The 26,157-nt window shown below is 73.5% G+C and carries 24 protein-coding genes, 3 tRNA genes and 1 pseudogene; 4 read left to right on the plus strand and 24 right to left on the minus strand.

The window, feature by feature from the left end:
- Positions 1 to 61: 61 nt before the first annotated feature.
- Positions 62 to 1,057, minus strand: a complete 996-nt coding sequence (gene holA, locus ACIRPK_RS05810) for a DNA polymerase III subunit delta (protein WP_403033525.1) — start codon at positions 1,055 to 1,057, stop codon at positions 62 to 64.
- Between the two features lie 89 nt (positions 1,058 to 1,146).
- Between holA and ACIRPK_RS05815 the strand changes: the two genes are divergently transcribed.
- Positions 1,147 to 1,404, plus strand: a complete 258-nt coding sequence (locus ACIRPK_RS05815; protein ID WP_403033747.1) for a hypothetical protein — start codon at positions 1,147 to 1,149, stop codon at positions 1,402 to 1,404.
- A gap of 160 nt (positions 1,405 to 1,564) precedes the next feature.
- On the opposite strand, the gene ACIRPK_RS05820 is transcribed toward ACIRPK_RS05815, so the two are convergent.
- The 9 genes from ACIRPK_RS05820 to ACIRPK_RS05860 form a co-directional block, all read right to left on the minus strand.
- Positions 1,565 to 2,185, minus strand: coding sequence for a hypothetical protein (locus ACIRPK_RS05820; protein ID WP_403033527.1), 621 nt, complete (start codon positions 2,183 to 2,185; stop codon positions 1,565 to 1,567).
- Positions 2,186 to 2,234: 49 nt separating this feature from the next.
- On the minus strand, positions 2,235 to 4,694 hold the full coding sequence (locus ACIRPK_RS05825; RefSeq protein ID WP_403033530.1) for a ComEC/Rec2 family competence protein: 2,460 nt from the start codon (positions 4,692 to 4,694) through the stop codon (positions 2,235 to 2,237).
- Positions 4,691 to 5,467: a helix-hairpin-helix domain-containing protein gene (locus tag ACIRPK_RS05830; RefSeq protein WP_403033533.1), complete on the minus strand. Its 777-nt coding sequence runs from the start codon at positions 5,465 to 5,467 to the stop codon at positions 4,691 to 4,693. Before ACIRPK_RS05830 ends, ACIRPK_RS05825 begins: the two co-directional genes overlap by 4 nt.
- Before the next feature lie 103 nt (positions 5,468 to 5,570).
- The gene (locus tag ACIRPK_RS05835) at positions 5,571 to 6,416 is read right to left on the minus strand and encodes a DegV family protein (protein ID WP_403033536.1); all 846 of its coding nucleotides are present in this window, start codon (positions 6,414 to 6,416) and stop codon (positions 5,571 to 5,573) included.
- 59 nt (positions 6,417 to 6,475) lie between these two features.
- On the minus strand, positions 6,476 to 7,177 hold the full coding sequence (locus tag ACIRPK_RS05840; RefSeq protein WP_403033538.1) for a hypothetical protein: 702 nt from the start codon (positions 7,175 to 7,177) through the stop codon (positions 6,476 to 6,478).
- 267 nt (positions 7,178 to 7,444) lie between these two features.
- A complete protein-coding gene (gene leuS, locus ACIRPK_RS05845) occupies positions 7,445 to 10,333 on the minus strand; it encodes a leucine--tRNA ligase (RefSeq protein WP_403033540.1) in 2,889 nt (962 codons plus the stop codon).
- Between the two features lie 447 nt (positions 10,334 to 10,780).
- Positions 10,781 to 12,064: a hypothetical protein gene (locus ACIRPK_RS05850; protein ID WP_403033542.1), complete on the minus strand. Its 1,284-nt coding sequence runs from the start codon at positions 12,062 to 12,064 to the stop codon at positions 10,781 to 10,783.
- A gap of 99 nt (positions 12,065 to 12,163) precedes the next feature.
- Positions 12,164 to 12,236: transfer RNA gene (locus ACIRPK_RS05855), tRNA-Ala, on the minus strand.
- A gap of 61 nt (positions 12,237 to 12,297) precedes the next feature.
- Positions 12,298 to 13,116, minus strand: a complete 819-nt coding sequence (locus ACIRPK_RS05860) for a hypothetical protein (RefSeq protein WP_403033545.1) — start codon at positions 13,114 to 13,116, stop codon at positions 12,298 to 12,300.
- Here ACIRPK_RS05860 and ACIRPK_RS05865 point away from each other — a divergent pair.
- Both ACIRPK_RS05865 and ACIRPK_RS05870 read left to right on the plus strand, forming a co-directional pair.
- Positions 13,072 to 13,374, plus strand: a pseudogene (locus ACIRPK_RS05865) (transcriptional regulator); the annotation flags it as partial. The gene ACIRPK_RS05860 and the pseudogene ACIRPK_RS05865 sit on opposite strands and share 45 nt — an antisense overlap.
- Positions 13,375 to 13,462: 88 nt before the next feature.
- Positions 13,463 to 13,585: a hypothetical protein gene (locus ACIRPK_RS05870; RefSeq protein ID WP_403033547.1), complete on the plus strand. Its 123-nt coding sequence runs from the start codon at positions 13,463 to 13,465 to the stop codon at positions 13,583 to 13,585.
- A gap of 39 nt (positions 13,586 to 13,624) precedes the next feature.
- Here the strand turns inward: ACIRPK_RS05870 and ACIRPK_RS05875 are convergent.
- From ACIRPK_RS05875 to ACIRPK_RS05910, 8 genes are all read right to left on the minus strand, one after another.
- Positions 13,625 to 13,697 (minus strand) — tRNA-Ala (locus ACIRPK_RS05875).
- A gap of 37 nt (positions 13,698 to 13,734) precedes the next feature.
- Positions 13,735 to 13,807 (minus strand) — tRNA-Ala (locus tag ACIRPK_RS05880).
- A gap of 102 nt (positions 13,808 to 13,909) precedes the next feature.
- The gene (locus ACIRPK_RS05885; RefSeq protein ID WP_403033750.1) at positions 13,910 to 14,557 is read right to left on the minus strand and encodes a histidine phosphatase family protein; all 648 of its coding nucleotides are present in this window, start codon (positions 14,555 to 14,557) and stop codon (positions 13,910 to 13,912) included.
- Positions 14,554 to 14,991: a ribosome silencing factor gene (rsfS, locus tag ACIRPK_RS05890; RefSeq protein WP_403033549.1), complete on the minus strand. Its 438-nt coding sequence runs from the start codon at positions 14,989 to 14,991 to the stop codon at positions 14,554 to 14,556. The genes ACIRPK_RS05885 and rsfS overlap by 4 nt, the downstream gene beginning before the upstream one ends.
- Positions 14,992 to 15,094: 103 nt before the next feature.
- On the minus strand, positions 15,095 to 16,726 hold the full coding sequence (locus tag ACIRPK_RS05895) for a LytR C-terminal domain-containing protein (protein ID WP_403033552.1): 1,632 nt from the start codon (positions 16,724 to 16,726) through the stop codon (positions 15,095 to 15,097).
- On the minus strand, positions 16,723 to 17,352 hold the full coding sequence (nadD, locus tag ACIRPK_RS05900) for a nicotinate-nucleotide adenylyltransferase (RefSeq protein ID WP_403033554.1): 630 nt from the start codon (positions 17,350 to 17,352) through the stop codon (positions 16,723 to 16,725). Before nadD ends, ACIRPK_RS05895 begins: the two co-directional genes overlap by 4 nt.
- A gap of 67 nt (positions 17,353 to 17,419) precedes the next feature.
- On the minus strand, positions 17,420 to 17,578 hold the full coding sequence (locus ACIRPK_RS05905) for a hypothetical protein (protein WP_403033556.1): 159 nt from the start codon (positions 17,576 to 17,578) through the stop codon (positions 17,420 to 17,422).
- A 165-nt stretch (positions 17,579 to 17,743) separates the two neighbouring features.
- Positions 17,744 to 17,890, minus strand: coding sequence for a hypothetical protein (locus ACIRPK_RS05910; RefSeq protein ID WP_403033559.1), 147 nt, complete (start codon positions 17,888 to 17,890; stop codon positions 17,744 to 17,746).
- A 184-nt stretch (positions 17,891 to 18,074) separates the two neighbouring features.
- Here ACIRPK_RS05910 and ACIRPK_RS05915 point away from each other — a divergent pair, with 184 nt between their 5' ends.
- Positions 18,075 to 19,112, plus strand: a complete 1,038-nt coding sequence (locus ACIRPK_RS05915) for a M48 family metallopeptidase (protein ID WP_403033562.1) — start codon at positions 18,075 to 18,077, stop codon at positions 19,110 to 19,112.
- Positions 19,113 to 19,446: 334 nt separating this feature from the next.
- Here ACIRPK_RS05915 and ACIRPK_RS05920 read toward each other — a convergent pair whose 3' ends face one another.
- The 6 genes from ACIRPK_RS05920 to obgE form a co-directional block, all read right to left on the minus strand.
- Complete coding sequence (locus ACIRPK_RS05920) at positions 19,447 to 20,478, minus strand: hypothetical protein (protein WP_403033565.1); 1,032 nt, start codon at positions 20,476 to 20,478, stop codon at positions 19,447 to 19,449.
- Between the two features lie 97 nt (positions 20,479 to 20,575).
- Positions 20,576 to 21,157 (minus strand): hypothetical protein, encoded by a 582-nt coding sequence (locus tag ACIRPK_RS05925; protein ID WP_403033568.1) that lies wholly within the window; start codon positions 21,155 to 21,157, stop codon positions 20,576 to 20,578.
- A 97-nt stretch (positions 21,158 to 21,254) separates the two neighbouring features.
- A complete protein-coding gene (locus tag ACIRPK_RS05930; RefSeq protein ID WP_403033570.1) occupies positions 21,255 to 22,568 on the minus strand; it encodes a glutamate-5-semialdehyde dehydrogenase in 1,314 nt (437 codons plus the stop codon).
- Positions 22,569 to 22,795: 227 nt separating this feature from the next.
- Complete coding sequence (locus ACIRPK_RS05935; protein ID WP_403033572.1) at positions 22,796 to 23,248, minus strand: hypothetical protein; 453 nt, start codon at positions 23,246 to 23,248, stop codon at positions 22,796 to 22,798.
- 64 nt (positions 23,249 to 23,312) lie between these two features.
- Entirely contained in the window at positions 23,313 to 24,449 is a 1,137-nt protein-coding gene (gene proB / locus ACIRPK_RS05940) for a glutamate 5-kinase (protein ID WP_403033575.1), read from the minus strand.
- 143 nt (positions 24,450 to 24,592) lie between these two features.
- On the minus strand, positions 24,593 to 26,074 hold the full coding sequence (gene obgE, locus ACIRPK_RS05945) for a GTPase ObgE (protein ID WP_403033577.1): 1,482 nt from the start codon (positions 26,072 to 26,074) through the stop codon (positions 24,593 to 24,595).
- Positions 26,075 to 26,157 lie beyond the last annotated feature (83 nt).

A 26,157-nucleotide genomic window follows, 5' to 3' on the forward strand; every position in this document is an offset into this window, starting at 1 on the left:
CAGTCTGCGGGACGCTCCGAAGGGCCGCACCTGGTTTTCCGGGCTCCCGCCCGGGGGCCGGTCAGTACGGGCGGGCGCCCGCGCGGGACGCCTTGGCCACCGCGACCACGGCGCGCTCCAGGGCGTAGGCCGGGTCGCCGGAGCCGCCCTTGACGTCGGCGTCGGCCCGGGCGATCGCGGTGAGGGCGGCGGCCACGCCGTCGCCCGTCCAGCCGCGCATCTGCTGGCGGACCCGGTCCACCTTCCACGGCGGCATGCCCAACTCCCGGGCCAGGTCGCCCGGGCGCATGTTCCGGCCGGCGCTGGCGAGGCGGCCGATGCTGCGGACGCCGGAGGCGAGCGCGAAGGTGATGCCGGCCGGCGGCTGGCCTACCGCAAGTGCCCAGCGCAGCCGCTCCAGCGCCTCGGCCGTCCGGCCGGTGACGGCCAGGTCGGCCACCTCGAAGCCGGTGGCCTCGGCCCGGCCGCCGTAGTAGCGGGCGACCACGGTCTCGTCGATCGCGCCCTCGACGTCGGCGGTCAGCTGGTTGCAGGCGGCGGCCAGCTCGCGCAGGTCGCTGCCGAGCGCGTCGAACAGCGCCTGGCACGCCTCGGGGGTGGCCGACCGGCCCAGGGTGCGGAACTCGCCCTTGACGAAGGCGAGTTTCTCGCCGGCCTTGGTGAGCTTGGGGCAGGCCACCTCACGGGCACCGAGCTTGCGCCCGGCGTCCAGCAGGCCCTTGCCCTTGGCGCCGCCCGCGTGGACCAGCACCACCATGACCTCCTCGGCGGGCGCGTCGAGGTAGGCCCTGAGCTCCTTCACCGAATCCGCGCCGAGATCCTGCGCGGCCCGGACCACGATCACCTTGCGCTCGGCGAACAGTGAGGGCGTGGTCAACTCGGCCAGGCTGCCGGGCTGCAGGGCACCGGGCGCGAGGTCGCGCACGTCCGTGTCCGGGTCGGCCGCCCGGGCGGCGGCGACCACGGCGGCGACCGCGCGGTCGAGCAGCAGCTCCTCCTGGCCGACCACCAGGGTCAGCGGGGCGAGCAGGTCGTCGGGTGCACTCTTCCTGGCCATCGCCCACCAGGATCGCACGTGCCGCGGACAGTGCTCCGCAGCCGGTGCCCGGCGGCCGGCGGCCGGTGTGCAGAATGGTGTCCGTGACCATGAACCTCACCCGCCAACTGCTCGTGTTCCCCGACCGTGACGCCGCCGAGGAGGTGGCGGAGGAGCTGTCCGCCCGCTGGCCCGAGCTGGGCGGCATCGAGCTCGTCCGGGACGCCCTGGCGGGCGAGGACGACGCGGAGGACGCGCAGTGGCTGGTGGTCCTGGAGGCCCCCGAGGAGGGCGGCTGGACGCCGGAGCGGCTGACCGCCCTGGACCGGCTGAGCGCCGAGCAGGACGGCTGGCGCGAGGAGGGCTGACCCCGGGCCCCGCGTACACCGGACTGGGATCGGCAGTCCCTGGCCGGGCATCGGCTCCGGTGGGATCACGATCCGCGCCGGAGCCGCTCCGGGTGCTCGGCACCGAGCGGTTCGGCCGGGCGGGCGGGCCGGTAGGGCCCGCTCCGGCGGTCCGCGTCGGTCAGCGGAGCAGGGCGAAGGTGAGCGCCGCCACGCTGCCCAGTGCCGTGCCGGCCAGCACCTGCGGCAGGGTGTGCGCCTTCAGGACCAGCCGCGACCAGCCGATGGCGGCGACCGCGGCGGCGGAGAGCGCGAGCAGCGGGCCGAAGACCAGCATCAGGATCAGGGCCGCACCGCCGGCCACCGAGTTGTGGATCGAGATCTGCCACCAGACCGTCACCAGCAGCGAGGTGACCAGCCCGACCAGCATCGCGACGGCCAGCGCGAACACCTCGGCCGGCGCCCCCAGGGCGTGCAGCGCGGTCACCCCGGCCACCACCGAGACCAGGCTGGCACCCATCGGGATCATCCGCTGCCGGCGGACCCGGATGTGCTTGTCCGTCAGCGCCCCGCGCCGCACTCCCAGCAGGATGATGCCGAGCGGGATGACGCCGCAGAACAGCGCGGCCAGCAGGCCCCAGCCCAGACCGTCCCAACTGTGGCTGCCCTGCCAGCCGACGAGCAGCAGCAGACCGATCACCAGGTTGGCCGGGGCCAGCACGTCGGTGACCACCTTCGCCGCCTTCTCGGGTGGCGTGGCGGCCCGGAAGGCCGGCGGCTCGGGTGCGGTGAAGGTGCTCATCGGGGGTGCTGCTCCTCGGCTCGGACGACGACCAAGGCATTAGATACGATCACCCGCTCCCTTGGGTAACCGCGTCCAGGGCGGCCGGGGTGCCGAGCACCGCGATGGACCCCGCGCGGTCGGTGCGCAGCACCGTCGCCCCGAGCGAGCGGAGCCGGTCGACGGTGGCCGGGGACGGGTGGCCGTACGGGTTGTCGGGGCCGCAGGAGATCAGGGCCAGCCGGGGGTGCAGGGCGTCGGTGAGCTCCTCGTCCTGGTGGGCCGAACCGTGGTGGGCGACCTTCAGGACGTCCACCCGGGGCGGCGTCCACCTGGCCCGCAGGGCTGCCTGCGCGGGTGGTTCGAGGTCGCCGAGCAGGGCGATCCGGAGGGTGTCGGGCGGGCGGCCGACGGTGGCGATCAGCGCGATGCTGGCGTTGTTGGCCCCCGAGGCGGCCGGATCCAGCGGGTCGGTGGGCCAGAGCAGCTGCCAGGAGAGCTCGGGGCCCACGCTGCGCTGCTCGTCCGGCCGGGCCGGCAGCACCGGGACCTGTGCGGCGGCGGACCAGGCCAGCACCCGGGCCCGCTCGCCGGGCGGCGTGTCGAGGGTGGTGACCTGGACGGCGCCGACGGTGCGGCCGCGCAGCACGCCGGGCAGGCCCTCGACGTGGTCGGCGTGGTAGTGGCTCAGGATGACCAACGGGACGGTGGTGATGCCCAGTTGGCGCAGGCAGCGGTCGGCGGCCAGCGGGTCGGGCCCGGTGTCCACCACGATCGCGCTGTCGGCCGGGGTGCCGACCGGCAGCACGGACATGTCGCCCTGGTCGACGTCGCACATGACGAACCGCCAGCCGGGCGGCGGCCAGCCGGTGACCAGCCGGGCCAGCGGTGCCGGCCGGAGCACCGCCAGCACCAGGGTCAGCCCGAACACGGCCGCGAGGACCGGGCGCAGCCGGCTCGCGGCCCGCAGCGGCCGGGCGGACCAGACCAGCGCGAGGGTGGCCAGCGCGAGCAGTGCGGCGCCGAACAGCCCTCCGGGCCAGTCGAGTTGGGCTCCCGGGAGGGCGGCCCCGCGCCGGGCCACGGTGACCAGCCAGCCGGTCGGGACGGCCGCCAGATCGGCCAGCAGCCGGGCGGCGGGGCGGGAGATCGGATCGACCGTCAGGGTGGCGAAGCCGAGCAGGGTGGCCGGGGCCACCGCCGCCTCGGCGAGCAGGTTGCAGGGGACGGCGACCAGGCTGATCCGGGGCGCCAGCAGGATGGTGGCCGGGGCACAGAGCGCCTGGGCGGCCGCGGTGGCCCCGGCCGCGCCCGCCAGGTACTCGGGCCAGCCCCGGGCCCGCAGGGCGGCGGACCAGCGCGGGCCGAGCGTGAGCAGACCGGTGGTGGCCAGGACGGAGAACAGGAAGCCGAAGGAGCGGGCCAGGTACGGGTCGAACAGGAGCAGCAGCAGGACGGCGGAGCAGAGCGCGGGCAGCGCCTGCCGGGGGCGGCCGGTGGCGAGCGCGAGCAGGCCGACCAGCCCGGTGGCGGCGGCCCGCAGCACGCTGGGCTCGGGCCGGCAGACCGTCACGAAGGCCACCGTGAGCGCCGCCCCGACCAGCGCGGTGGTACGCAGCGGCAGCCCGAGCAGCCCCGCCAGGCCGCCCCGGGCCTCGCTGCCCGCCCGGCTGGGCGTACCGAGCAGGACGGCCAGCACGATCGCCAGATTGGCACCGGAGACGGCGGTCAGGTGCCCCAGGTCGGTGGCCCGGAACGCCTGGTCGAGGTCGGCCGGCAGCCGGGTGGTGTCGCCCACCACCAGCCCGGGCAGCAGGCCCCGGGAGTCGGGGGTGAGATGGTCGCTGGCCGTCCGCAGGCCGGCCCGCAGCCGGGCGGCCACCTGCTGGGCCCGGCCCGGTGCTTCGAGCTGACGGGGCGGGCCCTGGGCCAGCAGGGCCGCGGCGGTGCTGCGGTACTCCTCGGTGGCGGGCAGCAGCCGGACCTCGGCCCGCAGCCGGGTGGACGGGATCACCTCCCGCCAGGCGGCGACGTGCTGGGCCCGGACCACCACGGTGACGGGCGTCGTGGTGGCCGCCTCCGGGCCGTCCGTGCCCACCACGCCGACCCGGTCGACGGTGGCGGTGAGGGTGAGCATGGCCTGCCCGGGCGCGGTGCCCCGAGCGTGCGAGGTACGGGGTTTGGGGTCGCCGGTGACGGTGAGTTCGACGGTCAGCTCGGGTGGGGCCTCGGACCGGGCGAGCGCGGGGATCGGCCCCCGGTGCAGGTCGGCGGTGTGCAGGGTGGTGCCGACCGTGGCGGCGGCCGCCGCCAGCAGGGTGGCGGCGAGCAGGGCGCCGCCCGGCCGGGCCCGGCGCAGCAGGAGCAGGGCGGTGCCGGCCAGCCCGGCGGCCGTGGCCAGCAGCAGCGGCCGGTGCTCCGCGCCGACGCCGAGCAGGGCGGCGGTGACCGCCCAGACCGCGACCGTGGGCACCAGCAGCCGGAGATCGGCCGGCTCGTCCCGGCGGGCCGGAGCCGGGTGGGGTGTCACAGCGTCAGCAACGCCTTGAGCTCGGCGTACTTCCGGTCGCCGATGCCGCTGATCTGGCGGAGCTGGTCGAGCGAGCGGAACGGGCCGTGCTCCTGACGGTGCTGCAGGATCCGCTGCGCGAGCGTGGGCCCCACCCCGGGCAGGGCGTCGAGCTGCTCCCTGGTGGCCAGGTTGAGGTTGACCGGCCCGGCCCGGGCGCCCGGGGCGGCAGCGGCGACGGCTCCCCCGCCGACCAGGATCTGCTCGCCGTCGGTGAGCACCCGGGCGAGGTTGAGCCCGTCGGTGGTGGTGTCGGGCAGCGGACCGCCCGCCAGCACCAGGGCGTCCGCCACCCGGGCCCCGGTCGGCAGCGTCCGCAGACCGGGGCTGCGGACCTTCCCCGCGACGTCGACCACCACCGTCGGCCCCGAGGACGCGCCCGCCGGTGGCCCCGCACCCGAACGCGGCCCGGCCGGGGGCGAGGCCGACGCCGCCGCGAGCGTGGCCGGGACGGCGATCCGGTCGGGGCGGCCGAGCCAGAAGTGCTGCACGGCGTACCCGACGGCCAGCAACAGCAGCACCGACAGGCCGAGCACGGCCCGCCGGTCGAACAGCAGACCGGGCACCAGCGGGGCGGGCTCGGGCGGCGGCACCACCACCTCGGCCGGCTCGGGAGGTAGGGGCCCGATCGGTGGAGGTGCCTGAGCCGGGGTCAGGAAGAGATGGGTCAGCCGCCCGCGGACGGTCTCGGCGGTCTCCTGGCGACGGGCTGCGCCCGGGGTCATCGTTCTCATGCCGAGGACGGTACGAGCCCCGGCCGGACCACCCGGGGAGCGGCCAAAAGCTGTGGAAAACCCGGGGGTTGTGGACGGCCGAGGTCCCTCGAAGGAGCGAGTTTCAGCGCGGTGCGACCACCACGGCCAGCAGTCCGGGCCCGACGTGCGCACCGATCACCGCACCCACCTCGACCACCGACAGCTCCCGCAGCCCGGGCACCCGCGCCCGCAGCCGCTCCGCCAGCGGCTCGGCCCGCTCCTCGGCGGCCAGGTGGTGCACGGTGATGTCGACCTGGTCGGTGCCCGCCTTCTCGACCGCGATCTCCTCCAGCCGGGCGATCGCCCGGGAGGCCGTCCGGACCTTCTCCAGCGGTTCGATCCGCCCGCCGGCCAGGTGCAGCAGCGGTTTGACGGAGAGCGCAGAGCCGAGCAGGGCTTGGGCCGCGCCGATCCGGCCGCCCCGGCGCAGGTACTCCAGGGTGTCGACGTAGAAGAAGCCGCTGGTGCGCTCCGCCCGGGCGGTCGCGGCGGCGGCCACCGCGTCCAGGTCGAGCCCGTCCTCGATCGCCTGAGCCGCCGTCAGGACGCTGTGGCCGAGCGCCATCCCGACCAGCCGGCTGTCCACCACCCGGACCGGGACGCCGGCCTCGGCGGCGGCCAGCCCGGCCGCCTCCCCGGTACCGGACAGTTCGGCCGAGATGTGCACCGAGACGATGCCGGTGGCGCCCGCCTCGACGGCGGCCCGGTACGCGGCGGCGAAGGTCTCCGGGCCGGGCCGGGAGGTGGTCACCCGCTGCCTGGCCCGGAGCGCCTCGGCGACGTCCTTCGGGGAGATCTCGACGCCCTCGGTCAGCGGCGTGTCCCCGACCACCACACTGAGCGGGACCACCGTGATCCGGTGCCGGTCGATGGCCTGCTGCGGCAGGTAGGCCGTGGAGTCGGTGACGAGCGCGAGACGGTGGGACATGTGCCGGAGGGTACTCCCCGCTCGTCGGGTACGGGCAACACGGGTCGGGCCGGTCGGTCTCAGGCGGACCGCTTGCGCAGCCGCTGGGCCAGGTCGGCCAGCCCGAGCAGCTCCTCGGCGCTCACCCCGCGCCTGGCCGTGAGGCCCGGGCGTTCGGTCTGCGGGGCAGCAGCGGCAGCGGCCGGGGCGGCGGTCGGCGACGACCCCACGGAGTCCCAGTGCCGGAGCGCCCCCGCCTCGCTCTCGCACTCCTCCGCGAGCCGCGCGAGCTCGTCGTCGGCGAAGCGCTGCATCCGGTCCTGCGCCGCCCAGCGCATCGACTCGGCCGCGTGCGTGATCCGGTCGGCCCGCTCGCGCAGCTCGGGCAGCTTGGCGGCCACCCGGGCGGCCTCCGGCTCCAGCTCCAAGGTCCGCAGTTCGCCGTCCAGCTCGGCGGCGTGCGCGTCCAGCCGGTTCAACAGCTGGAGCGACTCGGCCAGTTGGGAGTCCTCGGCGAGCCCGGCCGCGAGCACCTTGCGGGTGCTGTCGAGCGAGGAGCGCAGCGCCAGGCGGACGGTGGAGATCTGACCGTGCGCGCCCGGCTTGGCGAAGGACTTGGCCTTCAGCGCGGTGTTCTCGAAGGCGCGCCGGGCCTTGGCCTCCTCCTGGGAGATCTTGGCGGCGGCGGCCTTGCCCACCTTGACGGCTCCGACCCCGAGCATGACCAGCAGCCCCACTCCGAACAGCAGCACCAGTCCGAGAACCACGCCGAGCACGTCCATCACGAGCCGCCTTCCGCCACACCACGCCGGCCACCGCAGCCGTACGCCCACCGCACCCCCGGAGAACGGCGGTACGACCACCCAGGGTTCCAAGGTAGCCGCACCGATCGCCCGAACGGCCTGCCAAAGCGGTCCCGCAGGCCGGAATCAGGCAGAGATAGGGGGCGCGTCTCAGGGTTGTCCCCGAGACCCGCCCGCAGCGGTCCCCGCAGAACGCGAGCGGCCCCGCCCGGGTGGGCGGGGCCGCTCGGCCGGTCCGATCCGCCGTCAGCCGGTGACGATGTTCACCAGCTTCGGCGCCCGGGCGATCACCTTGCGGACCGGGGCGTCGCCGATGGCGGCGATCACGGCCGGGTCGGCCAGGGCCAGCGCCTCCAGCTCGGCGTCGGAGATGGCCGGCGAGACCTCCAGGCGGGCCTTCACCTTGCCCTTGATCTGGATCACGCAGGTGACCGCCTCGTCCACCGCGTAGGCCGGGTCGGCCACGGGGTAGTCGACGTAGGTCAGCGAGCCGTCGTGGCCCAGCCGGCGCCACAGCTCCTCGGCGATGTGCGGGGCCAGCGGAGCCACCATCAGCACGATCTGCTCCGCGACCGAACGCGGCGTGGAGCCGCGCTTGACCAGGAAGTTGTTCAGCTCGATGGCCTTGGCCACCGCCGTGTTGAAGCGCAGCCCGGCCATGTCGCCGCGGATGCCGTCGATCGCCTTGTGCAGCGCGCGCAGGGTCGCCTCGTCGGGCTCCTCCTCCGTCACCACCAGCTCGCCGGTGGCCTCGGAGACGATGTTGCGCCACAGCCGCTGCAGGAAGCGGTACGAGCCGACCACCGCGCGGGTGTCCCACGGACGGGAGACGTCCAGCGGGCCCATCGACATCTCGTACAGGCGCAGCGTGTCGGCGCCGTACTCGTCGGCGATCTCGTCGGGCGCGACCGCGTTCTTCAGCGACTTGCCCATCTTGCCGGCCTCGCGCTTGACCGCCTCGCCGTTCCAGAAGTACTGGCCGTCGCGCTCCTCGATCTCGGCGGCGGGCACCGGGAAGCCCCGCTCGTCGCGGTACACGTCGGCGGTGATCATGCCCTGGTTGAACAGCTTGTGGAACGGCTCGACCGAGGAGACGTGCCCCAGGTCGTGCAGCACCTTGTGCCAGAACCGCGCGTACAGCAGGTGCAGCACCGCGTGCTCGGCCCCGCCGACGTACAGGTCGGCGCCGCCGCCCGGCTTCTGCGCGGTCGGGCCCAGCCAGTACTGCTCGTTGGCGGGGTCGACCACCTTCTCGCCGTTGGCCGGGTCGATGTAGCGCAGCTCGTACCAGCAGGAACCGGCCCAGTTGGGCATGGTGTTGGTCTCGCGGCGGTACGTCTGCGGGCCGTCGCCCAGATCCAGCTCGACGTTGACCCAGTCCTCGTTCCGGGACAGCGGGGTCTTCGGCGAGGAGGTCGAGTCGAACGGGTCGTAGGTGTGCGGCGAGTAGTCCTCCACCACGGGGACCTCGACCGGCAGCATCGACTCGGGCAGCGCGTGCATCACGCCGTCGGCGTCGTAGACGATCGGGAACGGCTCGCCCCAGTACCGCTGACGGCTGAACAGCCAGTCGCGCAGGCGGTAGTTGACGGTGCCCTCGCCGATGCCGCGCCCGGCCAGCCACTCGGTGGCGGCGGCCTTGGCCTCGACCACGCTCAGCCCGTCCAGTGACAGGTCGTCATGCGCGGAGTTCACGATCACCGAGTCGTAGGTGTCGAACGCGTCGTCCCAGGTCGACGGGTCGTCACTCCGGCCGTCGGTCGGCCGCACCACGCAGCGCATCGGCAGTGCGAAGGCGCGGGCGAAGGCGAAGTCGCGGTGGTCGTGCGCGGGCACGGCCATGATCGCGCCGGTGCCGTAGCCCATCAGCACGTAGTCCGCGATGAACACCGGGACGGGCTCACCGCTGACCGGGTTGGTCGCGTACGCGCCGGTGAAGACACCGGTCTTCACCTTCGCCTCGACCTGGCGCTCGACGTCCGACTTGGCGGCGGCCTCGGCCCGGTACGCCGCGACGGCCTCGGCGGGGGTGGCGGCGCCGCCCTTCCAGTCCTCGTGGGTCCCGGCCGGCCAGGCCGCCGGGACGATGCCGTCGACCAGCGCGTGCTCGGGCGCCAGCACCATGTAGGTGGCGCCGAACAGGGTGTCGGGGCGGGTGGTGAAGACCGTGATCGCGGCGTCAGGGCCGACCGCGAAGTCCACCCGGGCGCCCTCGGAGCGGCCGATCCAGTTCCGCTGCTGCAGCTTGATCGCCTCGGGCCAGTCCAGCAGGTCCAGGTCGGCGATCAGGCGGTCGGAGTACGCGGTGATCCGCATCATCCACTGGCGCAGGTTCGACTTGAAGACCGGGAAGTTGCCGCGCTCGGACCGGCCGTCCGCGGTGACCTCCTCGTTGGCCAGCACGGTGCCCAGCCCGGGGCACCAGTTGACCGGCACCTCCTTGGAGTACGCCAGCCGGTACTCGCCCAGCAGCTCGTCCCGCTCGGCGGCGGACAGCTCGGCCCAGGCCCGGCCGTCCGGGGTCGGGCGGGTGCCGTCCGCGAACTGCGCGATCAGCTCGGCGATCGGGCGGGCCTTGCCGCCCTCGCCGGCCTCCTGGTCGTACCAGGAGTTGAAGATCTGCAGGAAGATCCACTGGGTCCAGCGGTAGTACTCCGGGTCGATGGTCGCGATCGACCGGCGCGGGTCGTGGCCCAGGCCCAGGCGGCGCAGCTGCTGCCGCATGTTCGCCATCGCGGCCTCGGTGGTGATCCGGGGGTGCTGGCCGGTGGCCACCGCATGCTGCTCGGCCGGCAGGCCGAACGCGTCGTAGCCCAGGGTGTGCAGCACGTTGTGACCGTTCATCCGCTGGTAGCGGGCGTAGACGTCGGTCGCGATGTAGCCCAGCGGGTGACCCACGTGCAGACCCGAACCGGACGGGTACGGGAACATGTCCATGATGAAGCTGTGCGGCTTCGAGACGACGTCACCGGCGTTCGGGCCGGCCAGCGCACCGGTCGGGTTGGGGGCGTTGAACGTCCCTTCCTTCTCCCAGACGTCCTGCCAGCGGGACTCGATCTCGGCGGCCAGCGTCGCGCCGTAGCGGAAGGGCTCGGTGGCAGCGGCCTCGGCCGCGGCGGGGGTCGTCTCGCTCATGGTCCTTCGGGCTCCATCTGAATGTCAGTTCGCGAACGGCGGCGGGAAAACAAAAAAGCCCCTCGCAGGAGGGGACGCCACGCCGACTCCGGCCCTCGGCCGGTCCTGGTCAGCGCGGCCGGCTAAGAAGCAGGCGCACGGTTCGCATGGCCACAGGGTACCGCACCTGCTGTCGGCAGATGCTTCGGAAAACAAGGGCCCGGGGCTCTGCTGTCGGGCGGCTCCGCCGCGCGGGCGACGCCGGCCCCGAGGCGGGGCAGAGTGCGGGATTGGCCAACGCGGGGCGCGGATCGTGTTGCCCGGCGTGCGGGTCCAAGGGCGCCTGACCCTGCACGCGGCGATCACGCACCGGAGGCCGGCGTCGCCCGCGCGGCGGAGCCGCACAGCAAGCAGCGCCCCGAGCCCGTGGACCGTAGCTGCCGGGCCACCTGCCGAAAGCCGGGCGCCTCAGCGAGCCGCCGCGTCGAACTCGCGGAGGGCGCGGGCGACTCGGGCCGACTGCATGCCCGCCGCGAGGAGCCGGGCCTGGTCGGCGACCCGCGCGGCTTCGTCGCGTTCGCCGGTCCGCAGGTACGAGTCCGCCAGTCGGACCATCAGGAGGGCCTTGGCCCGGGCCCGTTCGGGGGAGAGCGCGGCGACCGCGCCGACGAGCAGCTGCTGGGCCCGTTCGTGGTCGCCGAGGAAGAGGTAGCCCTCCCCCACCATGCCCTCCAGATCGGCCCGTTCCTGACTGTGGTCCTGGTCGCCCTCCAGGGCCTGAAACGCCCGCTCCGCGACGGCTTCGGCGCTGATCTGCTCGCCCTTGCGGCCGTGCGCCCGGGCGATCCGGCCGAGCTGGAGGGCCCGCTCACGGGGGGTCAGGACCTCGTCGGCCGCCCGCAGTGCGGTGGAGAGCATGGCGACCGCGTCCAGCCCGCGCCCGCCGGAGTTGTGGGTGGCCTGGACGGCGAGGCAGCCGACCACGCTGACCCCGAGCCGGGGGTCGCCGGAGACGTGGGCGGCCCGCAGCGCGGCGACGAAGGCCCGCTGGGCGGCCGCGTCGTTGCCGAGGTCGTAGTTGGCCCAACCGACCAGCCGGGCCAGCCTGCTGGCCGCGCCGTACAGCTCGCGGCCGAGCGGCTCGTCATAGGCGCCGAGTTCGAGCAGCTTGCCGATCATGGCGAGCTCGGCCTTGGCCAGGTCGAGGATCAGGCCGCCGCCGTAGGCCCGCTCCAGCCGCTGCTTGCTGTCGTAGCTGAGCCGAAGGTCGGCGAGCTGGGCGCCGGCTATCCGCAGCGCGCCCTCGCCACCGGTCAGTTCGGGTGCCGGGGAGGCCCAGTGCCGGGCGGCCTGCTGGAGCTCGTCGCCGCGGAACAGGTCGGTCAGCCGGACCGGGGCGGCGTCCGCCCCGGCCTCGCGCAGCGCGGTCTGCGCGGTGTCGGCGGTCCAGGGGTCGGTGAGCAGCCGGGGCGAGAGGATCTTGGCCCCCCGGCCGCTGCCCATCTGCCCCCAGAGCTGCTCGTACGTCACCGCGATGCCGACGGTGCGGCTGAGCACCTCACAGACCGTCTGGTCGTGCGGGCTGCGCGGCACCATGCCCCGGTCGCGCCACTTGTACGGGGCGGTGGAACTGATCGCCAGCGCGGGCGGGAGCGCGGCGTTGAGCTCGCGGGCCAGCCGCTCCGGGCTCCAGCCGAGCTGGTGCAGGATGCGGGCCAGCTCCTCGTTCCTTCTGCGCTCCAGATCGGCCATGGCACCGACCGTAGCGGGCCGCTCCGGCGGCCGGAAGCCGACCCCGCAAACGGAAGAGGGCCCCTCCCGTTACCCGGGAGGGGCCCTCTTCACCAACTGTGGAGCTACGGAGAATTGAACTCCGGACCTCTTGCATGCCATGCAAGCGCTCTACCAACTGAGCTACAGCCCCGCGTCATCCGGCGTTTCCCCCGGCGACGTCGTTCACTTTACACGGTCCCCGGCCTACTCCCCTAATCCCTTCCGGCGGCCGTCACACGCCGGGCGCGGAGCGCGAAGAGGGCGGCCGGCAGCAGGGCCAGGGCGATCGCCGAGAGCGTCACCAGCAGTGCACGGCCCGAGTCGGCCGGCGGGGCCGGCTGCGCGGCCCGGCCGAGGAAGCGGGTGCCGAGCAGCGCCACCCCGACCACCTGACCGAGTTGGATCACCGTCACCAGGACACCGCTGCCGTCCGCGGCGGCGGCCGGGTCCACCCGGCCGAGGGCGGCGGCGAACAGCGGGCTGTACGCGCAGCCGACCGCCAGACCGCCGACCGTGAGCGCCGGTTCGACGCCGAGGCCGATGTCCGCGCCGTCGGCGGCCAGCACGCCGAAGAGCAGGTACGCACCGGCGGCCGCAACCAGGGCCGGCGGCGGCAGGCGCCGGTGCAGCCGCTGCGGAAGCCGCTGCCAGTACAGGCTGGAGAGGCCGAAGCCGAGCGCGGCCTGCTGGTGCAGGGCGAACGCCACCATGATCAGGAAGATCGCCCCGGCCGCGGGCAGCAGGCCCGGCGCCCGGAGCACCCGACCCGGCACCAGCGGCTGGCCGCCCCGGGCCGCGATCCGGCGCTCCACCACCACGAACACCCCGAGCAGGTGCTGGAGGCGGTGGCCCGGACGCTGCGACTGGACGGCACCGAGCGCCACCACCTGTTCCGGCTGGCCGGGCTCAGCACCGTCCGGGCCACCGACCCGGCCCTCCCGTCCCTCGACCCGGCCACCCAGCTGATCCTGGATCAGCTCAGCCCGCTGCCGGCCGCCGTCGGCAACGGCCGCCAGAACCTGCTGGCGCACAACGCCGCGTACGACGCGCTGTTCCCCGACGCGACCCGCCCGAAGCCGCCGTGCGGGCACCGGAACAGGAGGTGGAGCGCGTTCACCGTGCCGGCCTGCTGCAACCCGTTCGTGCACCGGGAGGCCGAGCTGCCCCGGATGGTCGGGGTGCTGCGCGGGGCGTACGGGCCGCACATCGAGGAGCCGGCCTGGGAGGAGTACATCAGGGACCTGGCGGCGGCCGGCCCGGAGTTCCGCGAGCTGTGGGCCCGTCAGGAGGTGGCACCACCCCGGACCTCGCTCAAGGTCTTCCGGCACGCGGCCGTCGGCGGTCTGCGGTCTGCGGTTCCAGGCGTCCTACCTGACCATGCCGAGCGCGCCGGAGTGCTACCTGGTGGCCTACACCCCGGAGGCACCGGCCGACCGGGGCGGCGTCGAGTGGCTGACCGCCCACCCGGGCACCCCGCCGGCCGACCACCGGCACGACTAAAGGCCGCCTCCCCTGGGGGAGACGGCCTTCGGTGTGTTGTGGAGCTACGGAGAATTGAACTCCGGACCTCTTGCATGCCATGCAAGCGCTCTACCAACTGAGCTACAGCCCCGCGTGCCGCACGGTCCTGACGGACCGCCGAAGCGGAGTGGAGCTACGGAGAATCGAACTCCGGACCTCTTGCATGCCATGCAAGCGCTCTACCAACTGAGCTACAGCCCCGCACCCGAGGATTTTCCCGCCTGCCTTCCGGCCTGCGTTCTTTCCTGCGAACGAGGAAGACTCTAGCTGGTCAGGGCCGGAACTGCGAAATCCGGGCCCCGCTCAGGTCTCGTCGCCGATCACCGGCTGCGGGAGGGTGCCCGCGTTGTGCTCCAGCAGCCGCCAGCCGCGCGCGCCCTGTCCGAGCACCGACCAGCAGCAGTTGGAGAGACCGCCGAAGCGCTCCCACTGGACCGGCTCCAGGTCGAGCAGCCGCCCGAGCATGGTGCGGATCGTCCCGCCGTGGCTCACCACCACCAGGGTGCCGTCCTCCGGCAGCTTCTCCACCGCCGCCAGCACCACCGGGACGGACCGGTCCGCCACCTCGGTGCTCAGCTCGCCGCCGCCGCGCCGGACCGGCTCGCCGAGCGCCCAGGCGTCGTACTGCTCCGGGAACCGGGCCCGGATCTCCGCGTTGGTCAGCCCCTGCCAGTCACCGGCGTAGGTCTCCCGCAGGCCCTCGTGGTGGTCCACCTCGAGGCCGGTGACCTTGGCCAGCTCGGCGGCGGTCCGCCGGGCGCGCTTGAGGTCGGAGGAGATCAGCAGGTCCGGCCGGAGACCGGAGAGCAGCTTCGCCGCCCGCTGGGCCTGGAAGACACCCTGGTCGGTCAGCTCGATGTCGGTGCTGCCCTGGAACCTCGACTCGAGGTTCCAGGAGGTCTGGCCGTGCCGCCAGAAGACGATGCGCGGACCCCGCGCCTTGCCGCTCAGCTCTCGTCCTCGGAGAGCGCGTTGCCCGCGGCGTCGGTGACGGCGTTCTCCGGACGGTTCCGGGTGGCCATCGCCTCGGCCGGCACGGGCAGCTCGGGGCAGTCCTTCCACAGGCGGTCGAGCGAGTAGAAGGAGCGCTCCTCGGAGTGCTGGACGTGCACCACGATGTCCAGGTAGTCCAGCAGGATCCAGCGACCCTCGCGCTCGCCCTCGCGGCGGACCGGCTTGATGTCCAGCTGCTCGCGCAGCTGCTCCTCGATCTCCTCGGCGATCGCCTTCACCTGGCGGTCGTTGTTGGCCGAGGCGATCAGGAAGGCGTCGGTGATCGACAGCACCTCGCTGACGTCGAAGGCGATGATGTCGTGGGCCAGCTTGTCGGCCGCCGCGAGGGCGGCGACGTTGATGAGGTCCTGGCTGTGCTCGGTGGCAGTCACGGTGTTCTTCCGGCTCGTCCTATGAGATTCGCCTTCCAGGATCTCACGAACCCGCCCGGGCCCCGGTCGGTCGGATCGGGGCCCGGCTCCGGCACACCGTCCGCTACTGCGGCTTGGGCGGCTGGTAGTCCTTGCCGAGCACCACCACGAGGTCCGCGTTCTGCGCGGTGGTGACCTTCTTCACCGCGGTGTCCTTGAGCCCGAGGCTCAGGGCCAGCTGCTGGGCGACCGGCAGCTTGGCGTCGTCGGTGTAGCGGATCTCGCTGGCCGCCTGGGCCGGGGCCTTGGCGCCGCTGGGCAGCAGTTCCAGGCCCGCGTTGGTGACCTGGCTGCCGGCCGTGTTGGCCGCCTCGTCGACCCCGGAGCCGTTCAGCACCGAGACCCGGGTGACCTTGTTCGCGGCCGCCGCGTTCTTCACCGTGCCGCCGAGCACGTCCTTGACCTGCTTGCCGGCGGTGGCCTCGTCCAGCGTGCCGTCAGGCTGCACCGAGAGGGCACCGGTGGTGAGGTGGTTCTCCTTGGCGTACTGGGCCAGCTGCACCAGCACCCCGGCCAGGGCCGGCTCCGGCAGCGAGGGGTCGGGCACCGCGCCGACCCGGTGCACCAGGTCCTGCGCCTCCTTGAGGTCCGTCGGCATCACCCGGAGCACCGCGTCCAGCACCTGCCCGAACCGGGCCAGCTGGGCGTCGGTGGTCTCCCCCGGCGCCTGGTAGGTGGCGTACGCCACGGCGGCCTGCGCGGTCAGCGAGACGGCCTTGCCGGCCGGGGCAAGCTCCTTGCCCGCGGGCTGGTTGCCCTCCCGGACCGCCGCGTTGGTGTCCACCTTGATCCCGCCCAGCTGGGCCACCAGCAGCAGCAGGTACGGGGTGTCCAGCCGCCAGGTCCCGGCGACCGGGGCGCCCAGCACCGTGGTCAGGCCCTCCCGGGTGCCCGAGGCGCCGGTGGCGTCCAGCGACTTGCCGAGCGTCTCGGTGGCCGAGATCCCGGAGCTGGGCAGCTTGAGGCCGTCCGGCAGCAGCAGCACCGAGGCCTTCCGGCCGGACTGGTCGTTCACCAGCAGCGCGCTGGTGACCTTGCCCTGAAGGTCCCTCAGGTGCACCACGTTCACCGTCCGGCCACCGGCCGCGACGGCCGCCGAGCCGGGCCCGCCCAGATCGCCCTGCCACCAGAGGTAGCCCGCCGTGCCGCCCGCCACCAGCACCAGCGCGAGCCCGGCACCGAGCAGCCGGTTGCGCAGCTTGCGGCGGCGCTCGTCCCGGCGCTCGGTCCTCGACTCGGCGAACTTCAGCCAGTCGATGACGTCCTCGGACTGCTCCGCCTCCTCATCCACGAAGGTGAACTCACCGGTCGGGTAGTCCTGCTCCGGGGCGGCGGCCTTCCGGGCCTGCGGAGGCACGGCGGCCACCGGCGGCTCGGCCACGGGGGGCCGGACCGGCTGGACGGGCTGCACCTGCACGGGCTGCACCGGGGCAAGCGGCGGCGCGGGCTGCTGGTACGCGGGCTGCTGCTGGTACGGGTCCTGGACGTACTGCTGCGGCCGGCCGTAGGCGTCGTAGTACACCTGGGGCTGCTGCGGCTGCTGGTAGTACTGCTGCTGGTAGGGGTCCTGGACGTACTGCTGCGGCTGACCGTAGGCGTCGTAGTACACCTGCGGCTGCTGGTACTCCGCCGGCTGCTCCTGGTAGGGCTCTTGCGGGTACCACTCCTGGTTGCCGTGCTCCTCCGGACCCGTCACGCCGTACCTCCCCGCGCGTACAGCGCCCGCTTGTCGATGTACCGGACCACACCGTCCGGGACCAGGTACCAGACCGGGTCGCCCTTGGCGACCCTGACCCGGCAGTCGGTCGAGGAGATGGCCAGCGCCGGCACCTCGACCAGCGAGACCCCGCCGGCCGGCAGACCGGCGTCGGAGAGCACGTGGCCGGGGCGGGTGCAGCCGATGAAGTGGGCCAGCGAGAACAGCTCCTCGGAGTCCCGCCAGGACAGGATCTGGGACAGCGCGTCGGCGCCGGTGATGAAGAACAGGTCCGCGTCCGGGTGCAGCGCCCGCAGGTCGCGCAGGGTGTCCACGGTGTACGTCGGGCCCTGGCGGTCGATGTCGATCCGGCTGACCGAGAACTGCGGGTTCTCCGCCGTGGCGATCACCGTCATCAGGTAACGGTCCTCGGCCGGCGTCACCACGCGGTCGCTCTTCTGCCACGGCTGCCCGGTCGGCACGAAGATCACCTCGTCGAGGTGGAACGCGCTCGCCACCTCACTGGCGGCGACCAGGTGCCCGTGGTGGATCGGGTCGAAAGTGCCACCCATCACGCCGAGGCGCTTACGTGCCCGCACTCCGGGGGTCTCGGCCTGCTGTCCCATGCCGCCACACCTTACGCGAACCCCGTTGCGGCCGGGCAAGCCCGCCCGGCCGCCGGAACGGCGCTGCTCAGCGGTCGCGGTTGAAGCGGGTGGTGATCCAGAGCAGCAGCAGCAGGATGCCCAGGCCGGCGCCGCCGGTCAGGTACGGGCTGAGGCTCTCGTGGTTGCCGCCCTCGGAGGCGCCTTCGGCCAGCTTGGTCAGGAGGGGCAGTGCGGAAGTGCTCATGGTCGGCAGGACCTTCTCGACTCGGTGAGGGGGCTGGGGCCGGACCCGACGCGAATGGCCGGACCGATCCCGAGGCTTGTCTGCGCGCTCATCGTACGGGGGTGGCGCACGCAACCGCGCGGCGCCCCACCGCGTCTGACTCCGCGTGGGCGCTCGGACGCGGTGTCAGTTGTCGCGCCCGGCCCGGGCCAGTACCCAGACCAGCAGGCCGATGCCGACCACGGAGCCGATCAGGACGAGCCGCAGGAACAGCCCGGGCCCCGGCTCGGTGGAGACCGGTCCGGCCAGCTGGGCGAAAGTGGCGGGGTTCATCAGCGGTCTCTCCTCGGTCCGATCGGCTCGGCCCCAGCGTAGACCCGGACGTTCCGGACATCGGACGGCGCCCCCGGGCGTACGGTGGCCGGCGGGGACGAGTACGCGCCAACGGACGTTGTAGCGAACAGCAGCGGGGGCCGGGCAGAGCCGGTGCCGGCGTCGAGCAGGAGGTACTCAGCACATGACGGACATGACCAAGGACAACACGCCGAGCCGCCGCCGTGAACGCTTCCCCGGGATCTCCACCCGGGCCTGGGAGCACCCGGCCGACCGCTCGGCGCTGGTCGCCCTGCGGAAGCTCTCCGGCTTCGACGAGATCCTGAAGAAGCTGGCCGGCCTGGTCTCCGAGCGCAGCGTCCGGCTGATGTTCCTGGCCACCGCCGTCCGCACGTCGGAGCGTCAGTTCCCCGAGCTGCACGCGATGGTGCGGGACGCGGCCTACATCCTCGACCTGGAGCAGGTCCCCGACCTGTACGTCACCCAGGACCCGACGGTCAACGCGATGTGCATCGGGATGGACGCCCCGATCATCGTGGTCACCAGCGGCCTGGTCGACCTGCTGGACGAGGAGGAGCTCCGCGCGGTGATCGGCCACGAGGTCGGCCACGCGATGTCCGGCCACGCGGTCTACCGGACGATGCTGCTGATCCTCACCAACATCGCCACCCGGATCGCCTGGATCCCGCTCGGCACGCTGGCGATCACCGCCGTGATCACCGCGCTCAAGGAGTGGTTCCGCAAGGCCGAACTCTCCTGCGACCGCGCCGGTCTGCTGGCCGGTCAGGACCTGCAGGCCTCGATGCGCGGCCTGATGAAGCTGGCCGGCGGCCACAACCTGGCCGAGATGAACGTCGACGCCTTCCTGGAGCAGGCCGAGGAGTACGACAAGGCCGGCGACCTCCGGGACGGCGTGCTCAAGCTGCTCCAGGTCCTCCCGCAGACCCACCCCTTCGCGGTGGTCCGGGTCGCCCAGCTGAAGAAGTGGGCCGACAGCGACGACTACCGCTCCATCCTGGCCGGGGCCTACCCCCGCCGCACCGACGACCCGGACACCTCGGTCGGCGAGCAGTGGAAGGCGGCGGCCGACTCCTACGCCAAGTCCATGAAGGAGACCAAGGACCCGCTGATGGGCCTCATCCGCGACGTCGCCGGCGGCGCAGCCACCGTCGGCGGCAAGCTCCGCGACACCTTCACGGGGCCCCGCACCCCCAGCGAATAGCCGCTGGCAGGTGCCCAGCCCGCTACGGACTCAGGAGCTCGGGGCTCTGCTTTTGGCAGGCGGCTCGGGAGAGTCCGGGGCTCGGGGCTCTGCTTTTGGCAGGCGGCTCGGGAGAGTCCGGGGCTCGGGGCTCTGCTTTTGGCAGGTGGCTCGGGAGAGTCAGGGGCTCGGGGAACTGCGACGCCGGCCTCGGACAAGGTGATCGCCGCGTAAATGGTCAGGCACTTTCGCAGTGACCCGCACGCCAGATCTCCTCGCAGTTCCCCGAGCCCCTGACCTAGCTGCCCGAGCACCTGCCCAGAGCGCGGCCCCAAGCCCACCGCCGAGCGCCTGGCTAGGGCTTGAGCGCCGCGCACACCGCCCAGGCCGCCCGCGAGTGGTCGCCCGGGTCGGTGACGGCGGCCGAGGCGGTGCCGCCGAGCATCGGCTGGAGGTAGGCCGCCAGCCGGCTGTTGCACGGGGTCGGTCCCGCCTGGACGACCGAGTCGACCAGGCGGAGCCGGCCGGCCGCCAGGTCGGCCCGGTCGAACTCGAAGCGGAGCGCCCGCCGCACGGTGTGCAGCGTGACCGGCCCGCCCGGTGCGTCGGCGGGCCGGAGCGCGTAGACCAAGGTGTGGTCGGTGTCGATCTCCAGAACGCCCGCGTCCGCCTCGTCGATCGTCATCGCGCCGACCGCCTTCACGGTGTCCGTCGCCAGCGCCACCTTCGCGGGGTCGAAGCGGACCAGCCAGCCGGTGGCCGCGTGGTGCTGGTCGTCGCTGGGGGTGGCGGTGCTCTGGTCGTACTGGCTCTGCTGGCCGGGGGTGACCAGCCGGCGGGCGTCCGCCGTCTGGCCGTGCACCAGGGTGTTCGGGGCCAGCGAGGAGATGCTCAGGTAGCGCTGGACGGTGTCGAGCGCCCGGAGCACGTCGGCCCGGGTGAAGTGCACGGTGGCCGAACCGCCCGGGGTGCCGAGGCCGACGATGCCGTCCCGGTAGCTCGCGGGCAGACCGGCGAACGGGGCGTTCGGGTCGGCGACCGGGACGACGTCCGAACTCGGGGCCAGCGCCACCAGGCTGACGGTCAGTTGGCTGCCGCTGGGGCGGCCGGACTGCGGCTGGGGCGTGGCGACGCCGAAGTACACCGCCGCCGCGAAGGCCAGCACCACCAGCAGCAGCAGGGCCAGCGCCTGCCGCGACAGCGTGCCGAACAGCCCGCGTCGGCGCACCGCACGAGGGTGGTTGCCCCCCAGACGCTCCCGGGCCGAGAACTCCTGGATCCGGGCAGCTCGGACGAACGACTCGTCGAAGACGACGGATCGGTACTCGTCCTCGTTACCGGAACCACCGTCGGGCGTACCCTCCGGAGGCTCGACCGGGTCACCCATGACTCCAGGGTAGAGCCGGTGTTGGCGCGCCACGAGAGGCTGTACGTAACTTCTTCGTAGCTGCCGGTGAGCTGCCGCCGGACCGCCGGCCGCCGGCTCAGCGGCTGATCGAGACCGTCACCGGCGGTGCCTGCGAGGATTCGCCACGTGGCGGTGCCCCGCTGGTGCTGGTCCCGGTCTCCGGGCGGCTGGCGGGCTGCTCCCCGCCGCCGGTGCCCCGGTAGATCGCGGCCACCGCGACGGCCACCACGCTGACGCCCATCACCACCGCGAGCACCCAGGCGACCGGGCGGTGCCAGCGCTGCTGGGCGACCTGCCGGCCGCCGGCCGCGCGGCCGGGGTCGAAGCCGTCCGCCCGGCTCCAGCGCAGCCGCCGGGCGGCCCGGCCCGCCGACCAGGGGTCGGTGTAGAGCCGGTCGTCGTCCAGACCGCTCGGGTGCGGGCGCAGCTCCAGCGGCAGCCCGTCCGTCGCGGTGAACTCCGGGACCCGGCCGAGGGCCACCGTGTCGGGCTCGAACCTCGCGTCGGCGGCGGCCAGCTGCCGCTCCTCGGCGCTCGGCTCGTGCACGGCGGCGGACCGGATGAATGCCTCGTCAAGGACCACGGTGGCGAACTCGTCGTCCGCACCACCGTGGTCGGCGCCGTCGGAGTACGGCGAGCCCCCCACGTCCTCAGCCACGGATTCAATGTATTACCGGGCGGGGGTTTTGTCTGTGGGTCCCGATAGTTCATCCGGGGACGGCCGCCCCGGGGGCCCGGCCGCCGGCCGGCCGGCGTCAGCCGTTCGTACCACCCACGGTGGGCGTAGCGCCGCCCCGGACGTGGCCGTCACCGGTGACGATGTACTTGGTCGAGGTCAGCTCGGGCAGTCCCATCGGACCGCGCGCGTGCAGCTTCTGGGTGGAGATGCCGATCTCGGCGCCGAACCCGAACTCACTCCCGTCGGTGAACCGGGTCGAGGCGTTGACCGCCACCGTGGTGGAGTCGACCAGCTGGGTGAAGCGGCGGGCGGCGGCCTGCGAGGTGGTCACGATCGCCTCGGTGTGGCCCGAGGACCAGCGGCGGATGTGCGCGACGGCGGCGTCCAGCGAGGGCACCACGGCGGCCGCGATGTCGTACGAGAGGTACTCGGTCTCCCAGTCCTCCTCGGTCGCCGGCAGCACCGTGGCCGCCGAGCCCTCGGCGGCCTTGAGCACCGCGTCGTCGCCGTGCACGGTGACCCCGGCCTCGGCCAGCGCGGCCAGCGCGAGCGGCAGGAAGGCGTCCGCGACGTCCTGGTGGACCAGCAGGGTCTCGGCGGTGTTGCAGACACTGACCCGCTGGGCCTTGGAGTTCAGCAGGATGCCGACCGCCATCGCCAGGTCGGTGTCGGCGTCCACGTAGACGTGGCAGTTGCCGGTGCCGGTCTCGATCACCGGCACGGTGGAGCCCTCGACCACGGTCTTGATCAGCGAGGCGCCGCCGCGCGGGATCAGCACGTCCACCAGGCCGCGGGCCCGCATCAGCTCCTGCACCGACTCCCGGCTCTCGCCGGGCACCAGCTGGATCACGTCGGCCGGCAGCCCCGCCCCGGCTACAGCGTCCCGGAGCACCCCGACCAGCGCGGTGTTGGAGCGGTAGGCGGAGGCCGAACCGCGCAGCAGCACCGCGTTGCCGGACTTCAGGCAGAGCGCGGCGGCGTCCACCGTGACGTTGGGCCGGGCCTCGTAGATGATGCCCACCACGCCCAGCGGGACCCGGATCTGACGGACGTCCAGACCGTTCGGCAGCGTGCAGCCCCGGATCACCTCACCGACCGGGTCGGGCAGGCCGACCACCGAGCGGACGTCGGCGGCGATCGCCGCGATCTGCTCGTCGGTGAGCGTGAGCCGGTCGATCACCGACTCCGCGGTGCCGGCTGCCCGGGCCTTCGCCACGTCCTCGGCGTTGGCGGCGGTGATCTCCCCGGCCCGGGCGAGCAGCGCGTCGGCGATCGCCAGCAGCGCGGCGTCCTTCACCGAACGCGGCAGCGGGGCGAGCGCGGCGGCCGCCTCACGGGCACGGCGCGCGACGGCGAGGACGGGGCTGTCGGTGGTCTGGTCGCTGGTCATGCGGCAAGCGTAGCGACTGCGCCCGCCCGCCCGGAGCTGCCGATCGAGCACTGAGACACCGCCAGGGCCGGTCGTCAGACTCCCGCCTGCCCCACGACGCCCGGCACGCACTCTCGCCGCACCGGACGAAAGCCCGAGTACGACCCATCCCGCCCGGCACGCCGAGAGCACGCACCAGACGCCGCAGGACCGCCCTTCGGGCGACGACAAGAGCTTGACCACAGCCCCTAGTACGGGTGCACCCCGCCCAGGTGCGGCGGCGGATCACCGAAGCCCTCCGCGATCCGCTTGTGGTAGGTCGGGCGGTCCACCACCTCGAGGCCGACGATCTCCCACGGCGGTAAGTTCGCGGTGCTCTTGTGCTCGCCCCAGAGCCGGAGCGCGATCGCGGCGGCGTCGTGCAGGTCCCGGGCCTGCTCCCAGTAGCGGATCTCGGCGTGGTCGGCCGCGTAACGGGCCGTCAGGAAGAACGAGTGGTCGTGGGCCAGCTGTTCGAGCCCGGCGCGCAGCTCGGCGAGCGGGATGACTTTGCCCGCGACGCTCAGCACGACGTGCCAGAGCCGCGGCTGCTCGTCCTCCGGGAGCTCGGCCCGGTCGTGCAACTGGCGTACGGTGGCCCGGGGTTCCTCGGGTACCTGTTCGCCCCGGCCGCCGTCGATGCTGGTCAGCCTTCGTCCCACCGGCGGCCTCCTGTTCGGCGACGTCGTGTCGTGGCCGCTGCGGACGGCCTAGGGGTCGGGCCCGTCAGCCGCGCAGGATGACCAGGTCGTCGCGGTGGATGACCTCGCGCTCGTACGCGGCACCGAGCTCCTGGGCCAGCTCCCTGGTGGACCGGCCGAGCAGACGGGGCAACTCCCTCGCATCAAAGTTGACCAGCCCACGGGCGACGATGTGGCCGTTTTCGCCAAGAAGGTCCACCGGATCACCGGCGGAGAAGTCGCCGTCCACCCGGGTCACCCCGGCGGGCAGCAGTGACTTCCCGCCCGTCACGACCGCCTCGACCGCGCCCGGGTCCAGCTGGAGGGCACCGCGCGGGCTGCTGGCGTGCTCCAGCCAGAGCAGCCGGTCGGCGGACCGGCTGCCGGTGCGCAGGAACAGGGTGCCGGTCGGCCGGCCCGCCAGCGCGTCGGCGGCCTGGCTGGCGGCGGTCAGCACCACCGGGATGCCGGCGCCGGTGGCGATCCGGGCGGCCTCCACCTTGGTGACCATGCCGCCGGTGCCGACGCCGGCCTTGCCGGAGCTGCCGATCTCGATCCCGTCCAGGTCCTGCGGGCCGCTGACCTGGTCGATCCGGCTGGTGCCGGGCTTGCTCGGGTCGCCGTCGTACAGGCCGTCCACGTCGGAGAGCAGCACCAGCAGGTCGGCCCGGACCAGGTGGGCGACCAGCGCGGCCAGCCGGTCGTTGTCGCCGAACTTGATCTCGGCGGTGGCCACCGTGTCGTTCTCGTTGACGATCGGCATCGCGCCCATCGCCAGCAGCTGGTCCAGCGTCCGGTAGGCGTTCCGGTAGTGCGCCCGGCGGCTGGCGTCCTCGGCGGTCAGCAGCACCTGGCCGACCCGGACCCCGTACCGGGCGAACGAGGCGGTGTACCGGGCGACCAGCAGGCCCTGGCCGACGCTGGCGGCGGCCTGCTGACGGGCCAGGTCCGGCGGGCGGCGGTCCAGCCCGAGCGGGGCCAGACCGGCCGCGATCGCGCCGGAGGAGACCAGCACGATCTCGGGGGCGGCGGGCTGGCTGCGGGCCTTGGCCAGGGTGTCGACCAGTGCGTCCACCCGGTCCGCGTCGAGCCCGCCGGCAGCGGTGGTGAGCGAGGAGGAGCCGACCTTGACCACGATGCGGCGTGCGGTCAGCACCTCCTGACGCAGGGTCTGGTCCGTCATCGGGCATTGCCTCCACAGGAGAATCGACGGGTCGTAATCTACGCGATCCGACCCCTCGCCCCCGACGGCTTTTCAGCCCGTGGACACGCCACAGGGGCGTGGGCGGCCGGTCGGCTGCCCACGCCCCTGTGGCGGCGCGGGAGTTACTCCTCGTCGCCGGAGTCGTCCACGTCCAGCGCCGGGCGCTTGCTGGAGAGCGCCTCGAAGGCGAGGAACTCGTCCTCGGCCGAGTCGCGCAGCTTCTGCTTGTCGCGGCGGCGGTCCAGCGCGGGGCGCTGGGTGTCCAGACGGTGGTCCTCGCCACGGCGGCCGAGCATCTCGGCACCGGCGGCCAGGGTCGGCTCCCAGTCGAAGACCACGGCGTTCTCGTCCGGGCCGATGATGACGGTGTCGCCCTCGGTGGCACCGACCTTCCAGAGCTGGTCCTCGACACCGAGCCGGGCCAGCCGGTCGGCCAGGTAGCCGACCGCCTCGTCGTTGGAGAAGTCGGTCTGCCGGACCCAGCGCTCGGGCTTGAGGCCGCGCACGCGGAACGCGCCGTCCTCCTCGGTGACGGTGAAGCCGGCGTCGTCCACGGCGGTCGGCCGCAGCACGATCCGGGTGGCCTCCTGGAGCGGCTTGGCGGCCCGCGCCTCGGCGACGATCTGGGCCATCGCGTAGTTGAGCTCGCGCAGGCCCGCCCGGGAGGCGGCGGAGACCTCGAAGACGCGGTAGCCGCGCTCCTCCAGCGAGGCCCGGGTCAGGTCGGCGATGTCCTGGCCGTCCGGCACGTCGATCTTGTTGAGCGCGACCAGGCGCGGGCGGTCCTCGAGACCGCCGTACTGGGCGAGCTCGGCCTCGATGGTCTCGAGGTCGGTGAGCGGGTCACGGCCCGGGTCCAGGGTCGCGCAGTCCAGCACGTGCACCAGGACGGTGCAGCGCTCGACGTGGCGGAGGAACTCCAGGCCCAGCCCGCGGCCCTGGCTGGCGCCGGGGATCAGGCCGGGGACGTCGGCGACGGTGTAGACCGTCTCGCCCGCGGTGACCACGCCGAGGTTGGGGATCAGGGTGGTGAACGGGTAGTCGGCGATCTTCGGCTTGGCGGCCGAGATCACCGAGATGAGCGAGGACTTGCCCGCGCTCGGGTAGCCGACCAGGGCGACGTCGGCGACGGACTTGAGCTCCATCACGATGTCGCGGGCCTCGCCGGGCTCGCCGAGCAGCGCGAAGCCGGGGGCCTTGCGGCGGGACGAGGCCAGGGCCGAGTTGCCGAGACCGCCGCGGCCACCGGCCGCGGCGATGAAGCTGGTCCCGTGGCCGACCAGGTCGGCCAGCACGTTGCCCTGCTTGTCCATCACCACGGTGCCGTCCGGCACCGGCAGCACCAGGTCGCCGCCGGTCGAACCGGTGCGGTGACCGCCCGCGCCCGGCTTGCCGTTGGTGGCCTTGCGCTTGGGCGAGTGGTGGTACTCCAGCAGGGTGGTGACCTGGGCGTCGACCATGAGGATGACGCTGCCGCCCTCACCGCCGTTGCCGCCGTCGGGCCCGCCGAGCGGCTTGAACTTCTCCCGGTGAACGGAGGCGCAGCCGTGGCCCCCGTTACCCGCGGCGACATGCAGTTCGACGCGGTCCACGAAGGTGGTCATGGGGTGTGCCTCCAGATAGGGAAAAACGTTCTCTGCTTCAAAGCATGGAGGGTGGACCGGAAAATTCCGGTCCACCCTCCATG

Origin of the sequence: Kitasatospora sp. NPDC101801 (assembly GCF_044766665.1) — a bacterium.
GTDB lineage: Bacteria > Actinomycetota > Actinomycetes > Streptomycetales > Streptomycetaceae > Kitasatospora.

Excerpts from the sequence above, each read along its gene's own strand:
- ACIRPK_RS05930 (WP_403033570.1), bottom strand. The coding sequence starts at position 22,568 with ATGACCAGCGACCAGACCACCGACAGCCCCGTCCTCGCCGTCGCGCGC.
- ACIRPK_RS05870 (WP_403033547.1), top strand. The coding sequence starts at position 13,463 with ATGCCGAGCGCGCCGGAGTGCTACCTGGTGGCCTACACCCCGGAGGCA.
- ACIRPK_RS05820 (WP_403033527.1), bottom strand. The coding sequence starts at position 2,185 with ATGAGCACCTTCACCGCACCCGAGCCGCCGGCCTTCCGGGCCGCCACG.
- ACIRPK_RS05840 (WP_403033538.1), bottom strand. The coding sequence starts at position 7,177 with ATGGACGTGCTCGGCGTGGTTCTCGGACTGGTGCTGCTGTTCGGAGTG.
- ACIRPK_RS05830 (WP_403033533.1), bottom strand. The coding sequence starts at position 5,467 with ATGAGAACGATGACCCCGGGCGCAGCCCGTCGCCAGGAGACCGCCGAG.
- ACIRPK_RS05915 (WP_403033562.1), top strand. The coding sequence starts at position 18,075 with ATGACGGACATGACCAAGGACAACACGCCGAGCCGCCGCCGTGAACGC.
- ACIRPK_RS05910 (WP_403033559.1), bottom strand. The coding sequence starts at position 17,890 with ATGAACCCCGCCACTTTCGCCCAGCTGGCCGGACCGGTCTCCACCGAG.
- nadD (WP_403033554.1), bottom strand. The coding sequence starts at position 17,352 with ATGGGACAGCAGGCCGAGACCCCCGGAGTGCGGGCACGTAAGCGCCTC.
- ACIRPK_RS05905 (WP_403033556.1), bottom strand. The coding sequence starts at position 17,578 with ATGAGCACTTCCGCACTGCCCCTCCTGACCAAGCTGGCCGAAGGCGCC.
- obgE (WP_403033577.1), bottom strand. The coding sequence starts at position 26,074 with ATGACCACCTTCGTGGACCGCGTCGAACTGCATGTCGCCGCGGGTAAC.
- ACIRPK_RS05920 (WP_403033565.1), bottom strand. The coding sequence starts at position 20,478 with ATGGGTGACCCGGTCGAGCCTCCGGAGGGTACGCCCGACGGTGGTTCC.
- proB (WP_403033575.1), bottom strand. The coding sequence starts at position 24,449 with ATGACGGACCAGACCCTGCGTCAGGAGGTGCTGACCGCACGCCGCATC.
- holA (WP_403033525.1), bottom strand. The coding sequence starts at position 1,057 with ATGGCCAGGAAGAGTGCACCCGACGACCTGCTCGCCCCGCTGACCCTG.
- ACIRPK_RS05850 (WP_403033542.1), bottom strand. The coding sequence starts at position 12,064 with ATGGCCGATCTGGAGCGCAGAAGGAACGAGGAGCTGGCCCGCATCCTG.
- ACIRPK_RS05815 (WP_403033747.1), top strand. The coding sequence starts at position 1,147 with ATGAACCTCACCCGCCAACTGCTCGTGTTCCCCGACCGTGACGCCGCC.
- ACIRPK_RS05835 (WP_403033536.1), bottom strand. The coding sequence starts at position 6,416 with ATGTCCCACCGTCTCGCGCTCGTCACCGACTCCACGGCCTACCTGCCG.
- leuS (WP_403033540.1), bottom strand. The coding sequence starts at position 10,333 with ATGAGCGAGACGACCCCCGCCGCGGCCGAGGCCGCTGCCACCGAGCCC.